The organism is Streptomyces sp. NPDC097617, from assembly GCF_044761485.1.
Taxonomy (GTDB): domain Bacteria; phylum Actinomycetota; class Actinomycetes; order Streptomycetales; family Streptomycetaceae; genus Streptomyces.
The window spans coordinates 135,403-148,352 of record NZ_JBIWCL010000009.1 but is presented as its reverse complement, the minus strand read 5'-3'; the positions used below and the strand labels follow the sequence as shown (position 1 = coordinate 148,352).

Annotated in this window: 14 protein-coding genes; 7 read left to right on the top strand and 7 right to left on the bottom strand. The window is 71.3% G+C overall.

Annotated elements, in window-relative coordinates:
- Nucleotides 1-33: 33 nt before the first annotated feature.
- A complete protein-coding gene (locus tag ACIQZO_RS17520) occupies nucleotides 34-726 on the bottom strand; it encodes a DUF305 domain-containing protein (protein ID WP_403626791.1) in 693 nt (230 codons plus the stop codon).
- A gap of 77 nt (nucleotides 727-803) precedes the next feature.
- Here ACIQZO_RS17520 and ACIQZO_RS17515 point away from each other — a divergent pair, with 77 nt between their 5' ends.
- The gene (locus tag ACIQZO_RS17515; protein WP_403626788.1) at nucleotides 804-2,288 is read left to right on the top strand and encodes an LVIVD repeat-containing protein; all 1,485 of its coding nucleotides are present in this window, start codon (nucleotides 804-806) and stop codon (nucleotides 2,286-2,288) included.
- A 2-nt stretch (nucleotides 2,289-2,290) separates the two neighbouring features.
- Here ACIQZO_RS17515 and ACIQZO_RS17510 read toward each other — a convergent pair whose 3' ends face one another.
- The 4 genes from ACIQZO_RS17510 to ACIQZO_RS17495 all read right to left on the bottom strand — a co-directional run bounded on the left by ACIQZO_RS17510 (nucleotide 2,291) and on the right by ACIQZO_RS17495 (nucleotide 5,317).
- Nucleotides 2,291-2,929 (bottom strand): TetR/AcrR family transcriptional regulator, encoded by a 639-nt coding sequence (locus tag ACIQZO_RS17510; protein ID WP_403626785.1) that lies wholly within the window; start codon nucleotides 2,927-2,929, stop codon nucleotides 2,291-2,293.
- 102 nt (nucleotides 2,930-3,031) lie between these two features.
- Nucleotides 3,032-3,676 (bottom strand): phosphatase PAP2 family protein, encoded by a 645-nt coding sequence (locus ACIQZO_RS17505; protein WP_403626782.1) that lies wholly within the window; start codon nucleotides 3,674-3,676, stop codon nucleotides 3,032-3,034.
- 60 nt (nucleotides 3,677-3,736) lie between these two features.
- Nucleotides 3,737-4,675 carry a M56 family metallopeptidase gene (locus ACIQZO_RS17500; protein ID WP_403626779.1) on the bottom strand — a complete coding sequence of 313 codons (939 nt, stop codon included), beginning with the start codon at nucleotides 4,673-4,675 and terminating at the stop codon, nucleotides 3,737-3,739.
- 81 nt (nucleotides 4,676-4,756) lie between these two features.
- The gene (locus ACIQZO_RS17495) at nucleotides 4,757-5,317 is read right to left on the bottom strand and encodes a DUF5134 domain-containing protein (RefSeq protein WP_403626776.1); all 561 of its coding nucleotides are present in this window, start codon (nucleotides 5,315-5,317) and stop codon (nucleotides 4,757-4,759) included.
- A gap of 130 nt (nucleotides 5,318-5,447) precedes the next feature.
- Between ACIQZO_RS17495 and ACIQZO_RS17490 the strand changes: the two genes are divergently transcribed.
- Nucleotides 5,448-5,987 (top strand): GNAT family N-acetyltransferase, encoded by a 540-nt coding sequence (locus tag ACIQZO_RS17490; RefSeq protein ID WP_403626773.1) that lies wholly within the window; start codon nucleotides 5,448-5,450, stop codon nucleotides 5,985-5,987.
- 33 nt (nucleotides 5,988-6,020) lie between these two features.
- Here ACIQZO_RS17490 and ACIQZO_RS17485 read toward each other — a convergent pair whose 3' ends face one another.
- Nucleotides 6,021-6,713 (bottom strand): glycerophosphodiester phosphodiesterase, encoded by a 693-nt coding sequence (locus ACIQZO_RS17485; RefSeq protein WP_403626770.1) that lies wholly within the window; start codon nucleotides 6,711-6,713, stop codon nucleotides 6,021-6,023.
- A 191-nt stretch (nucleotides 6,714-6,904) separates the two neighbouring features.
- On the bottom strand, nucleotides 6,905-7,531 hold the full coding sequence (locus tag ACIQZO_RS17480; RefSeq protein WP_403626767.1) for a PadR family transcriptional regulator: 627 nt from the start codon (nucleotides 7,529-7,531) through the stop codon (nucleotides 6,905-6,907).
- 49 nt (nucleotides 7,532-7,580) lie between these two features.
- Between ACIQZO_RS17480 and ACIQZO_RS17475 the strand changes: the two genes are divergently transcribed.
- From ACIQZO_RS17475 to ACIQZO_RS17455, 5 genes are all read left to right on the top strand, one after another.
- Complete coding sequence (locus ACIQZO_RS17475; RefSeq protein ID WP_403626764.1) at nucleotides 7,581-8,702, top strand: LLM class flavin-dependent oxidoreductase; 1,122 nt, start codon at nucleotides 7,581-7,583, stop codon at nucleotides 8,700-8,702.
- Nucleotides 8,703-8,938: 236 nt separating this feature from the next.
- Nucleotides 8,939-10,345: a DUF6421 family protein gene (locus ACIQZO_RS17470; RefSeq protein ID WP_403626761.1), complete on the top strand. Its 1,407-nt coding sequence runs from the start codon at nucleotides 8,939-8,941 to the stop codon at nucleotides 10,343-10,345.
- 26 nt (nucleotides 10,346-10,371) lie between these two features.
- Nucleotides 10,372-11,133: an SDR family NAD(P)-dependent oxidoreductase gene (locus tag ACIQZO_RS17465; RefSeq protein ID WP_403626758.1), complete on the top strand. Its 762-nt coding sequence runs from the start codon at nucleotides 10,372-10,374 to the stop codon at nucleotides 11,131-11,133.
- Entirely contained in the window at nucleotides 11,112-12,206 is a 1,095-nt protein-coding gene (locus ACIQZO_RS17460) for a threonine aldolase family protein (protein WP_403626755.1), read from the top strand. Before ACIQZO_RS17465 ends, ACIQZO_RS17460 begins: the two co-directional genes overlap by 22 nt.
- A gap of 97 nt (nucleotides 12,207-12,303) precedes the next feature.
- Nucleotides 12,304-12,903: a transglutaminase family protein gene (locus ACIQZO_RS17455; RefSeq protein WP_403626752.1), complete on the top strand. Its 600-nt coding sequence runs from the start codon at nucleotides 12,304-12,306 to the stop codon at nucleotides 12,901-12,903.
- Nucleotides 12,904-12,950: the final 47 nt, after the last annotated feature.

The following is a 12,950-nucleotide window of genomic DNA, read 5'->3' as shown; positions in this document are numbered from 1 at the left end:
GTGGTCCCAGCATGACACCGGCCCCGCGCGCCGTCAGCCCATGGAGCGCATCCGGTGGATCTCGGCGCTCTGCGTGGCCACCACCTCGGTGGCCATCTCCTCCACCGCCACGTTGTTCCCGCCGGCCAGCGCCTCGCCGGCCATCTTCACGGCGCCCTCGTGGTGGGCCGTCATCAGCGCGAGGAAGAGCCGGTCGAAGTCGGCCCCGCCGGCCTCGGCCAGCTCCCGCAGCTGCTGCTCCGTCGCCATGCCGGGCATCGCGCCGTGGTCGTGTCCCTGCGGGTGCCCGCCGGAGCCCGCCGCGGGGGCCGGGTAGCGGGTCAACCACTTCTCCATCGCGCCGATTTCGGGCTTCTGGGCCGCCGTGATCCGCTCGGCGAGCCGCTTGACCCCGTCGGTCGCAGCCCGTTCCGGGGCCAGCACGCTCATCGTCAGCGCCTGCCGGTGGTGCTCGATCATGCGCGACACGTAGGTGTGGTCTGCGGCGTTCGGGCTGTCGTCCGGTTTCGCCTTCGCGGCCTGTTCGGGGGTGAGGTGACGGGCCTTCTCACCCGGCTTTCCCGGGGCGATGACCGTGGCCCGGCCGTCGTCGGCCCGGTCCGAGCCGTCGTCCCCCTGACAGCCGGAGAGGGTCAGCAGGAGGCCGGCGGCCACCACTGCCACGGCGCATCGAACGGGCCGCGCCGATAAGGCCTGGCGACCCCTGAGGTCTGTTGCCATGTCCATGGAAAGGAAGATACTGCCGGGGTCCTGGTTCCGTTCCCTCGCGGGCGGAACCGATCGGGCTCCCATGGGAGGGCACAGTGACCTCGCTACACACCAGGCGGGTGCGAAACAGGAGGACGGGGGTGGCGGTTGCCGCGGCCGGCCTCCTCACGACGCTCCTCACAGCCGGACCGGCGGCCGCCACCCCCGACCCGGGTGACTTAACACCCGGCAGCGCGAACCGGCAGAGCGCGGGCCTCGTCGAGGGCAGGGAGCTCGCCCCGGGCGACATTCCCGGCCAGGACGAGATCGTGCACAGCAAGAACATCAAGCCCCTGGCCAACATCCCCAGCAGCGACCCCACGGTGATCAACTCCGACCTGGCCTTCCAGGGCAGGTATGCCTACGCGGGCAACTACAACGGCTTCACCATCTACGACATAGCCAATCCGAAGGCCCCGAAGACCGTCAGCCAGGTGCTCTGCCCCGGCGGCCAGAACGACATCTCGGTCCACGGCGACCTGCTCTTCCTCTCCACCGACTCCTCGCGCAGCGACGACTCCTGCAACAGCGTCTCGCAGCCGGCCACGGAGAAGTCCTCGTGGGAGGGCATCAAGATCTTCGACATCAAGGACAAGAAGAACCCCCGCTACATCAAGTCCGTCGAGACCGCCTGCGGTTCGCACACCCACACCCTGGTGCCGGGTGACCGCGACCTCTACCTCTACGTCGCCTCGTACTCCCCGAACGAGGCCTTCCCCGACTGCAAGCCGCCGCACGACGGCATCTCGATCGTGAAGGTCCCGAAGAAGGCGCCGACGAAGGCCGCAGTCGTCGCCTTCCCGGTCCTCTTCCCGGACGGCGGCAACCCGGGCGCGCCCACCAACCCCGGAGTCTCCAGGACCACCGGCTGCCACGACATCACCGTGCTTCCGTCGAAGAAGCTGGCCGCCGGTGCCTGCATGGGCGACGGCATCCTCTTCGACATCAGCAGGCCCGAGCAGCCGAGGGTCATCGACCGGGTCCAGGACAACGTGAACTTCGCGTTCTGGCACTCGGCCACCTTCAACGAGCGTGCGAACAAGGTGGTGTTCACCGACGAACTCGGCGGCGGTGGCGGCGCCACCTGCAACGAGGCCACCGGTCCCGACCGGGGCGCCGACGGGATCTACGAGATCACCGGCCGCGGGGACCAGCGCAAGCTCGCCTTCCGCAGCTACTTCAAGATCCCGCGCCACCAGGCCGACACCGAGAACTGCGTGGCCCACAACGGCTCGCTGGTTCCGGTCGGCGGCGGCCGCGACATCATGGTGCAGGCCTGGTACCAGGGCGGCGTCTCGGTATGGGAGTTCACCGACTCCGCCCGGCCCAAGGAGATCGCGTACTTCGAGCGCGGACCGCTGACGACGGACCAGCTCGGACTCGGCGGGTCCTGGTCGGCGTACTACTACAACGGGCACATCTACTCGAACGACATCACCAAGGGCCTCGACGTGCTGAGGCTCGACGACTGGCGCACCGAGAGCGCCAAGTGGGTGTGGACGGACCGGCTCAACGTGCAGACCCAGCCCGAGTACCACTGACCTCAGAGGTGCGAGGGGTTTGAGTGAAACGTTCCGCCGGGCGGCACGCCGTCCGGCGGAACGCCGAGCTCCCGGTCCAGCCCGTAGCGCTGGAACAGCTCGGCCCGCAGCCGCTGCACCTCCATCGGGGCGCCGGGCAGCAGGATCGCGACGACCGCGCCCATCAACAGGGCACGCAGCAGCGGGTAGTCCGCGTCCGGGTCCGCCGAGCCGTAGCGGACGATCGTGTCCCGCAGCAGCTCCGCCAGCCGCTGTTGCTCCGGGCACCGCACGAAGCCCTCGGCCGCGAGGATGCCCGCCATGTGCGTGCGCATCAGCAGCGGTTCGTCCCGGGCGAGCCCCAGGATCGCGTCGATCGCGCGCGCGAGCCGCTCGCGCCCGCAGTCGCTGCGGGGCTCCCGCTCCAGCGCGGCCTGCAGTGTGAGGTGCATCAGCCGGTGCACCGCCGACTGGAGCAACTGCCGTTTGCCGGGGAAGTAGTACGAGACCAGGCCGCGGGCCGCGCCCGCCCGGTCGGCGATGTCGCCGAGCGTCGTGGCCTCGTAGCCGCGCTCGGCCACGAGTTCGACCGTGGCCTGCAGCAGCCGCTCCCGGGAACGTCTGCGCAATTCTTCATTGACCGATGCGCTGCGCGGGGACATGCTTACTCCTGCGTTGACTGGCTCCGAGCCAATATACTCAGCGCACGGGGTCGCCTGCTCTGGGTGACACGGGGGATCATCCAGGGCAGGCGCGCCGTACCCTCACCGTTCCACCGGGTCGCTGCCGCGTGCGCGGACCGGTACGCACGTCGCGAGAGCCACCAGGGCCACTCCCAGGAGCCAGCCCGCCAGTACGTCCGACGGCCAGTGCACCCCGAGGTACACCCGGGTGAAGCCGACCCCGAGCACCGAGACCACCGCCACCGCCCAGGCGGCCGGTGCCCATGGCGGGGCCGGGCGCGGGAGCAGCCACAGGAGCAGTCCGCACACCACGGTCGCCGTCATGGCGTGCCCGGACGGGTAGGCCGCGTACTGCGCCGAGTCCACCGGATCCGACCACACCGGACGGTCCCGCCCCACCAGCACCTTCATTCCCTGCTGCACCGCCGAGGCCGCCAGCGTCGCCAGAGCCACCCGCAGTGCACGCTCCCGGTCGCCCCGCCACCACAGCAGGACGCAGGCGACGGCCGCCAGGGCCCGCATCGTCCAGGGGTCCCACACCCAGTCGCTGAGCACCCGCATGAGGTGCGTGACCCCGGGATGGGTCACGGCGTGGGCGTGCAGGTCCCGCGAGACCCGTTCGTCGTACGCGAGCAGCGGCCGCCACCGCGCCACCACCAGCGCCGTCAGGACGGCCACGAGCAGCGCACAGCCGATGCCCGTCCACCGCAGGGGATCATTGCGCATCCCGTGATCCTCGCACCACCGACCGCCCGGCGGCGGCGGGCAGCGCCGCGGGCGTACGCACTACGCGAGGGCGCTCAGGCCCGGTACGAAGGCCACCACCAGCGGGATCGCCGGGACCAGGGTGGCCAGCGCCGTCAGCCGCAGCCGGCGGCCCGGGGACAGCCGGGGCGCCGCCGACAGCAGCCTGCGCACCCGCTGCGGAACGTGCGCGTGCTCGGTCGAGGAGGCCCCGAACACCCCCCGGTCCTCATTGAGTCCGACCAGCGCCAGAGCGATCGTCAGCCGTCCGTACCGCCGAGAGGCCACATCGTCGGCGGCCATCTCCACCAGCCGGTGCATCTCCGCCTCGAAGGCCGCGAAGACCGGTACCTGCGGGAAGCCCCGGGCCAGCGCCCGCGAACAGTGCAGCAGCCAGTCGTGCCGGGCCGCCGCGTGCCCCTGCTCGTGTGCCAGTACGGCATCGAGCTGGCTGCCCTTCAGCCGGCCCAGCGCCGCCGTCGTGACCACCAGCTGCGGTGCCGCCCCCGGCAGCCACCAGGCATCGGGCCGCGGCCCCTCCAGTACGACGAGGCGCGCGCCCGCCGGGTCCTCCCCGGGCAGCAGCGGGGCCCGTACCAGCAGTTCGCTGCCCTGTGCGCGCCGCCGGGCCCGGGCCCGCAGCACCTCGCCGGTCAGCATCGCAGCGGTCCACAGCCCGCCGCCCGCCAGCGCGAGCGCGGTGACGGCGGCCCAGGGCCCGCCGGACGCGCCCAGCGCGTAGGCGTCGACCACACCGTGCGGGGCGGTGGCGAAGAGCCGGCCCCGGACCGCCTGCCAGGCGGCGGCCGCGCTCAGCAGCATCGACAGTCCGAAGCACAGCAGCACCGCGCCGACCACGCACTGCCACACCCACAGGGCGACGACCGGCTCGCGCTCGGGCCATCGGGCCCGGGCCAGCAGACGGGGGGCGAGCACCGCGGTCAGGGCGCCGAGCAGCAGGAGGGCGGCGGGGACCATCATGGTCGCCAGCCTATGAGCGCGGGACTACCTGCGGGTACGCCCTCGCAGCTTTGGTGACGCAGGACACGTCCGACGCCCCCGTCACATCGTGAGCAGCATCGCCAACATCCCCATTCCCATGGCGAGTCGGCAGGCGCGGATGAGTTCGGTGGGCCCGCCGCGGCCGGCGGCCGCCGAAGCGCCGGGACCGGCGCCCGCCGCGATCAGCCGGGTCCCGCCGAACACCACGTACCCCGCGTAGTAGAGGAGCAGCGCCCCGGTCAGCAGGCCCGGCCCGGCCCCCGGCGCGTGTGCCTGACCGTGCCCCTGGCCGCCTGCTGTCCCGGTCCCCGCCATCAGGGCCATGTAGACCATCGTCAGCGAGCCCACCAGGTGGTGCGCGTGGTGCGCCCCGCCCCGCAGCAGCCACAGGGCATGCAGGGACGCGCCGCAGAAGACCACGGTCAGGACGGGCACCCGCCAGCCGTCACCGCCCCCGAGGGGCACCGCCATGAGGGCCATCCCCAAGCCCATCACGGCCTCGCCGGCGGGCCCGCCCGAACCGCTCACCCGCCGCAGGCAGTACGCACCGCTCACCGCGCACAGCAGCACCAGCAGCCAGGAGGAGACGGAGGTGGCGAGGGACGTGGCGGAACCGTGCACGGCGGAACCTCCCGGTTCGTCGGCGTCACGGGGAGAGATGCCCCTCTCACAGCACCCTCACGCGGCTCCGGGATACGCTCTGCCTGTCTTCCCGGCATGTCATATGCCGCCGCACCGAACGGAGCACCCGATGACGACCGCCCAGTCCGCTGCCCTGAGTTTCCGAAGTGCCGTCGAGGCGGACGTACCGGGACTGGTGGAACTCGTCGAGTCCGCCTACCGGGGGGACGCGAGCCGGACCGGCTGGACCACCGAGGCCGACTACCTGGACGGGCAGCGCACCGACCCGGACGGGGTCCGCGCCGTCATCGCCGGCTCGGACGGGGACCTGCTCGTCGTCGAGCGCGCGGGCGAGCTCGTCGCCTGCTGCCAGCTCGAACACCGGCACGACCACGTCTACTTCGGGATGTTCGCCGTCCGCCCCGGGCTCCAGGGCGGCGGCCTCGGCAAGGAGATCCTGGCCGAGGCCGAGCGCCGCGCCCGCGAGACGTGGAGCGCCAAGGAGATGCGGATGACGGTGGTGAACGTGCGGGAGGAGCTCATCGCCTACTACGTGCGCCGCGGTTACCGGCGCACCGGCGAGCTGAGCCCCTTCCCCTACGGTGACGAGCGCTTCGGTGTCCCGCTCCGCGACGACCTCGCCTTCGAGCTGCTGGTCAAGTCGCTCTGAGCGCAGGCCGCCACGAGCGGATCCCGGACGCCGTCAGGCGGTGAAGCGGCCCGTGCTGCGGATCTCCGGGAAGTCCGTGGCGGCGCCGTCCAGTCCCAGCGCCCGCGCGAGCCGCAGCAGGTCCAGGGTGTTGACCGCCCGGCCCGTCACGCGCAGGCCCGCCGCGTGCGCCGACTCCACGGCGTCCAGGCTGAGCCGGCCGATGTCCACGGCGATCGTGGCGGCCCCCGCGGCCAGCGCCCGGTCCACGAGGGGCCCGGCGTCGCCCTCGGGCAGGGCCGCGCACAGGACGGTCCGTACGCAGGGCACCCGCCGGGCCGTCCCGGCGAGTACGTCCTCCCGGTCGGAGGCCACCTCCACCCGGGAGATCAGGTCGCGGCGCAGGACCAGCTCGGCGAGCACCGCACCAGCGGCCGGGTCCCCGACGAAGGCCTGGAGCGGCACCCGGACCGCGTCCAGGACCTCTTCGAGGACCGGTACGTGCTCGCCCTGACCGGCGTCCAGCTCGCGCAGCTCGGCCAGGGTGAGATCGGCGACGGCCCCCGAGCCGTCAGTGGTCCGGTCCACCTCGGGGTCGTGCACGGCGACGAGGGCTCCGTCCTTGCTGAGGCGCAGGTCCAGAGCGATGACGTCCATGCCGCAACGTTCCGCTCGGAGGTACGACCGCAGGGTGTTCTCCGGTTCGACACCCATGACCCCGCGGTGACCGATGGTGAGGAAAGTCAAGGTTCTCTCGCTTCCGTCGACGGCGGCTCCCCGCGCGGCTTCGGTGTCCCGACCGGCCGCGCGCGATAGAGGTCGCATGCTAGTGCGCCGCGGGTGCGATGGGACCGGGCGTGCACGGCCCCGCGGAAGCGCCCCGGCCGCTTCCCGCCAGGGTCGTGCGCCCCGCCGGGTCCGGTGCGGCGCCTGCCGCGTCACCCGGGCGTGGGCGCGTCCCCACCGGCTTGACGACCGGCGTCCCGCGGGCTTCGCGCGAGCGCGTCCAGGTCGGTGAGCAGGGCCTCGGCGAGCTCCAGTTCGGCCAGGTGCTGCCGCTCGCTCCAGCGCAGCGCGAGGGTCGGGAAGCTCCATTCCGCCACGCCGCTCGCGTGCTCCATGGCCTCCCGTACGGCGGCCAGCTCGCCCCGCGTGCGCTCCAGGTGCTCGCCGACCATCGCGCGCAGCCGCTCCGGTTCGGCCAGGTGACCGAGCCAGATCCGCAGCAGCAGTCCGTGCTTGAGCACGGGGGGCCCGGCCTCGGCGGTGTCGGCGGCCCAGCCGGCCAGGGCCTCGCGCCCGGCGTCGGTGATGGCGTAGCGCCGCTTCGCCCGTGTCTCCTCGGGTCCCGAGCGCGCGGAGGCCGCGTAGCCGAGTTCCTCCAGACGGCGCAGCTCCGCGTAGATCTGGCTGATGGCCGGCGACCAGTAGAAGAAGTGCAGGGAGGCGTCCGCCCACTTCTTCAGTTCGTAGCCGGTCCGCTCGCCGGGGAAGGAGAGCAGGCCGAGCACGGCCCACGCGGTCGGCGGTAGCTCTTGTTTCTTCGACTTCTGACTACTAGTCATATTTCGAATTGAAGTGAGACCGGGTACGCGACGCAACCCTGGAGGCACAGTGAAATTCTCCGTGATCTTCGAAGCCCAACTTGCCGACCCGACGGTGGAACGGGAGCACCAGGTCATCCGCGACTGCGTCGAGCAGGCCGTACTGGCCGAACGCATGGGATTCGACCGGGTCTGGGCGGTCGAGCACCACTCGCTCAAGTGGTACGCCCACATGTCCGCCCCCGAAATCTTCCTGACCTGGGTCGCGGCCAGGACGAACACCATACGCATCGGCCACGGCGTCGTGTGCATGCCCTTCAACTTCAACCACCCGGTGCGGGTCGCCGAGCGGGCCGCCATGCTCGACCTGCTCTCGGGCGGGCGCCTCGACCTCGGGGCCGGACGCGGCGGCACCCAGCAGGAGACCTCGCTGTGCGGGGTGGACCGGGACCGCACCGCCGCCGAGGTCGAGGAGGCCCTGCGGATCATCGGCAGGGCCTGGCGGGAGGAGGAGCTGGAGTACCACGGCGAGCTGATCGACATCGATCCGCACCCGATCCTGCCGCGGCCGCGGCAGACCCCGCATCCGCCGCTGTTCCTGGCGTGCAGCCGGGGAGAGACCCTGGTCCAGGCGGCCGAGCTGGGGATCGGGGCGCTGGTGATGGGCTTCGCCGGCCCGGAGTCCATCGCGCGGATGCGCTCCGTCTACGACGCGGCGATCGCCGGGCGGGACGGGAGCCGCTTCGTGTCCACCGTGGTCAACGACCACTTCTCCGTGCTCTGCCCGACCATCGTGCTCGACGACCGGGAGGAGGCCCGGCGCATCGGCACCCGCGGCCAGCGGTTCTTCGCCCAGTCCATCGGGCACTGGTACGGCGGGGCCGGCGTCCCGGACGAGGCCGTGGTCGCGGGCGCCGACGAGGCCGCCGAGATGCGCCGGGCCGCCGAGCAGGTGGTGGCCCGGCTGCACGAACTGGACATCCCGGTCCGGCCGACCTCGACGGCCACCTTCAACGCCGACCACGCCTACGGGACCGCCGGCGACGCCATCGCGTACGTGGAGCGGCTGCGCGAGGCGGGCGCCGACGAGATCATGTGCCTGATCCAGATGGGCACGGTGGAGCAGGAGGCCTGCCTGGAGACCCTGCGCCAATGGGGCGAGAAGGTCATTCCGCACTTCCGCGGCATGTGATGTGCGCCTCTGCCGCCCCCCGGGCCCCGCCCGCCCCCGTCCGGCCGCAGGATGGCCCGCGAGCCGGGGATGCCTTGGCGCAATTGGGCGGAGTGGTCGATTCCGCAGCGGTCGACGGGAAGACTTCCGGTGGGATAGGGGGTGAGGCGGGATAATTTCCCGAGTTGGCTCTTGAGGGGAAGAGCCTCGCGCGCATACGCTGCCCATACGTGAGGTTCTCCTGTGGAGGAAGTGACATGACGGAAACTCTTGTGCCCGGTACCGGCGGCGCCGTGATAACCGCCGAAGCGCGGGTGGTCGACCACCCCGCGTGGCCCGAGCTCAAGGCCGCCGTGGAGGAGATCCGGCCCTGGCAGGCCACGGACGGCTCCATCGACTTCGAGGTCGAGGGCGCCCACGGCCGTGCCACCGTCCTCGCCGCCGTGGACCGCGTGGTCGCGGCCGTCGAGACGCTGTCCCCGCTGCTCCCGCACGGAGCCGCGTACCACCGCGCGCTCATCGCCGACCTGCGCAAGTGGGCCGCGGACGACTTCAAGGTCCCGGACTTCCTCGACTCCCTGCTGGCCTTCCACCCGGCCGCCGAGCGTGTCGACGGACTCCAGCACCTCGTCGTCTTCCCCATGTACACCCAGAACGGCAACCTGGACCGCAACCTGGAAGCCGTCGTGCTCAAGATGGTGTGGCCCGAGTGGCTCGCCGAGCTGGAGCGCACCCGGTACGACAACCCGCTCTTCCTCGGCATCACCTTCGAGGACTTCACGCCCGGCTACGACACCCACTCGGCCGTGCTCTTCCCGGAGACCATCGCCGTGCGCGAGGCCCCCGAGCGCTTCACCTGGGGCGGTATCTTCTGCGACCGCGAGGCCGCCCGCTACCGCAAGGTGACCGAGGCCGCCGTCGACATGCTGGGCATCGACCTGCCCGAGGACATCGCCGCCATGGTCCAGGACCAGGAGCGCTGCGAGAAGGCCTTCGTCCTGTGGGACATGGTCCACGACCGCACCCACAGCCACGGCGACCTGCCGTTCGACCCCTTCATGATCAAGCAGCGCCAGCCGTTCTGGATGTACGGCCTGGAGGAGCTGCGCTGCGACCTCACCGCCTTCAAGGAGGCCGTGAAGCTGGAGTCCGAGGGCAACGAGCACGGCCGTGACGTGCAGTACGCCGTCCTCTTCGACCGGATGTTCCGCTTCCCGGTCTCCGGCGACCGCAACCGCAACTACGACGGCCTCGGCGGCCAGCTGCTCTTCGCCTACCTCCACAAGCACGACGTCGTGCGCTGGACGGACAACAAGCTGAAGATCGACTGGATGCGCGCCCCGCAGGTCACCAACCAGCTGTGCGCCGAGATCGAGGACCTCTACCGGGCCGGCATCGACCGCCCGAAGCTCGTCCACTGGTTCAAGGCCTACGAGCTGGTCTCCACCTACCTCGCCCCGCACCCCGGCTCCAAGTGGGCCAAGGGCCCCGACGCCCTGGACACGACGCAGCCGCCGCGCAAGCTCGTGGACGACGTGCTTCCGGACGAGTTTCCGCTCAGCATGTTCTTTGAGGCGCTCGCCAAGAAGCTCAAGGGAGTGATCGCCTCCACGAAGGGCATCACCGCCCTGAATGCCGAGCAGGCCGAGCGAGTCGCCGCGTGAGCGCTCGCCCACAGGAGGCTGGACAGATGAACGGCTCCGGGAACGGCAACGGAAAGCTGCACGGAGCGGTGGTGGCGGTGGCCGGGGCCGGCGGGCCCGCGGGCCGCGCCACCCTGCTCCGCCTCGCCGAGGCGGGCGCCGTGGTCATCGCGTCCGACGCCGATGCGGCGCGCCTCGCGGATGCCGTGGACGCGGCCCGCTACGCCCACGGTGGCGCCACCATCACCGGTGACACCGTGGACCTGCTCGACCTGAACGCCACCAAGGCCTGGGCCGAGCAGACCGAGAAGGAGTTCGGCCGGATCGACGGCCTGGTCCACCTCGTCGGCGGCTGGCGGGGCAGCAAGACCTTCACGGACGCCGACCTCGCGGACTGGACCTTCCTGGAGAAGCTCCTCATCCGCACGGTCCAGCACACCTCGCTGGCCTTCCACGACGGGCTGCTGCGCAGCGACCGCGGCCGGTACGTGCTGATCAGCCAGTCCGGCGCCCACAAGCCGGTCGCCAACAACGCCGCGTACAACGCGGGCAAGGCGGCCGCCGAGGCCTGGACCCTGGCGATGGCGGACTCCTTCCGCAAGGCGGGGGGTGACGAGGGTCCCGGCGCGGCAGCTGCGATCCTGGTCATCAAGGCACTGGTGCACGACGCGATGCGCGCCGAGCGTCCCAATGCGAAGTTCGCGGGCTTCACCGACGTGACGGAGCTGGCCGAGGCCATCGCCGGCGTCTGGGAGCGGTCCGCAATCGATGTGAACGGACAGCGTCTGTGGCTCACTCCGCAACCGTGAGAACCGAGGCAGGCAGGACCGACGCCCGGCGTCACCACGACCCGGCGGTGCGAGGTTTCGCGAGCGACAACTACGCGGGCGTGCATCCGGAGGTCCTGGCCGCCATCGCGCTCGCCAACGGCGGCCACCAGGTCGCCTACGGCGAGGACGACTACACCGAGCACCTGCAGAAGGTCATCCGCAGCCACTTCGGCCCGTACGCGCAAGCCTTCCCGGTCTTCAACGGCACCGGCGCGAACGTCACCGCCCTCCAGGCGATGACAGACCGCTGGGGCGCCGTGATCTGCGCCAAGAGCGCCCACATCAATGTGGACGAGGGCGGCGCGCCGGAGCGGATGGCGGGCCTCAAGCTGCTCACCGTCCCGACCCCGGACGGCAAGCTCACCCCCGAGCTCATCGACCAGGAGGCCTGGGGCTTCGAGGACGAGCACCGGGCGATGCCGCAGGTCGTGTCGATCACCCAGAACACAGAGCTGGGCACGGTCTACACGCCGGACGAGATCCGGGCGATCTGCGAGCACGCCCACGCGCTCGGCATGAAGGTCCACCTCGACGGTGCCCGGATAGCCAACGCGGCGGCCTCGCTCGACGTGCCGATGCGCGCCTTCACGAACGCGGTCGGCGTGGACGTGCTGTCGTACGGCGGCACCAAGAACGGCATGATGTTCGGCGAGGCCGTGGTGGTGCTCAACCCGGACGCGGTCCGGCAGATGAAGCACATCCGCAAGATGTCGATGCAGCTCGCGTCCAAGATGCGGTTCGTGTCGGTGCAGCTTGAGGCCCTGCTGGCCAAGGACCTGTGGCTGCGCAATGCCCGGCACGCCAACGCGATGGCGCAGCGGCTCGCCGCCGGCGTGCGCGAGACGGACGGCGTGGAGATCCTCTACCCGGTGCAGGCGAACGCGGTGTTCGCCCGGCTGCCGCACGAGGTCTCCCGGCGCCTGCAGAAGCGTTACCGCTTCTACTTCTGGGACGAGGCCGCGGGCGACGTCCGCTGGATGTGCGGCTTCGACACCCAGGAAGAGGACGTGGACGGCTTCCTCCAGGCACTGAAGGAAGAGCTGGCCCGCTAGGCGACACGGCCGAGCGGCACCCCCGCTGGTCTGCATGATTATGCCTCCGACCGGAAATCTATGGATTTCCGGTCGGAGGTTTGCCTATCCTCCGGCCATGCAGCTGACCCAGCAGAACCCCGATATCCATGCCTACTTGGCGTCCGACGAGGCGATCGACCACTGGCACCCGCTGGTACAGGAGACCTCGGAGACCCTCTGGGCCGTCACCGGCGACGCATACTCATACGCCGAGGCCGCCTTCGTCTTCGTCCGCGACACGATCCCGCACACGGCGGATTCCGGCGACCTCCGCGTCGCCTGGCGTGCCTCCGACGTCCTCGCGACGCGCAACGGCATCTGCTACGCCAAGTCCCACGCCCTCGTCGCCCTGCTGCGCGCCCAGGGCATCCCGGGGGCCCTGTGCTATCAGCGCCTCACCGACGACGACGGGACGAACCCGGTCGTGCACGGGCTGATCGCCCTGCGCCTGCCCGGCGGTACGCGCTGGTCCCGCCTCGACCCGCGCGGAAACAAGCCCGGTGTGGACGCCCGCTTCCACCTCGACCACGAGCGGCTGGCCTTTCCCATACACCCGGAACTCGGCGAGATCGACTACCCCGAGCTGCACGCTGCTCCGCATCCGGCCGCGCTCAAGGCCCTTCGGGGGTCCGCCGACCGACCGCAGTTGTGGCGGAACCTTCCGACGGCCCTGTAGCCCCCGTGGGTGCGCTGCGGGCGCCCGCGCGTGGGGCCCGTCCGTCG

Excerpts from the sequence above, each read along its gene's own strand:
- ACIQZO_RS17470 (WP_403626761.1), top strand. The coding sequence starts at position 8,939 with ATGACGGAAACTCTTGTGCCCGGTACCGGCGGCGCCGTGATAACCGCC.
- ACIQZO_RS17505 (WP_403626782.1), bottom strand. The coding sequence starts at position 3,676 with ATGCGCAATGATCCCCTGCGGTGGACGGGCATCGGCTGTGCGCTGCTC.
- ACIQZO_RS17455 (WP_403626752.1), top strand. The coding sequence starts at position 12,304 with ATGCAGCTGACCCAGCAGAACCCCGATATCCATGCCTACTTGGCGTCC.
- ACIQZO_RS17490 (WP_403626773.1), top strand. The coding sequence starts at position 5,448 with ATGACGACCGCCCAGTCCGCTGCCCTGAGTTTCCGAAGTGCCGTCGAG.
- ACIQZO_RS17500 (WP_403626779.1), bottom strand. The coding sequence starts at position 4,675 with ATGATGGTCCCCGCCGCCCTCCTGCTGCTCGGCGCCCTGACCGCGGTG.
- ACIQZO_RS17465 (WP_403626758.1), top strand. The coding sequence starts at position 10,372 with ATGAACGGCTCCGGGAACGGCAACGGAAAGCTGCACGGAGCGGTGGTG.
- ACIQZO_RS17510 (WP_403626785.1), bottom strand. The coding sequence starts at position 2,929 with ATGTCCCCGCGCAGCGCATCGGTCAATGAAGAATTGCGCAGACGTTCC.
- ACIQZO_RS17480 (WP_403626767.1), bottom strand. The coding sequence starts at position 7,531 with ATGACTAGTAGTCAGAAGTCGAAGAAACAAGAGCTACCGCCGACCGCG.
- ACIQZO_RS17520 (WP_403626791.1), bottom strand. The coding sequence starts at position 726 with ATGGACATGGCAACAGACCTCAGGGGTCGCCAGGCCTTATCGGCGCGG.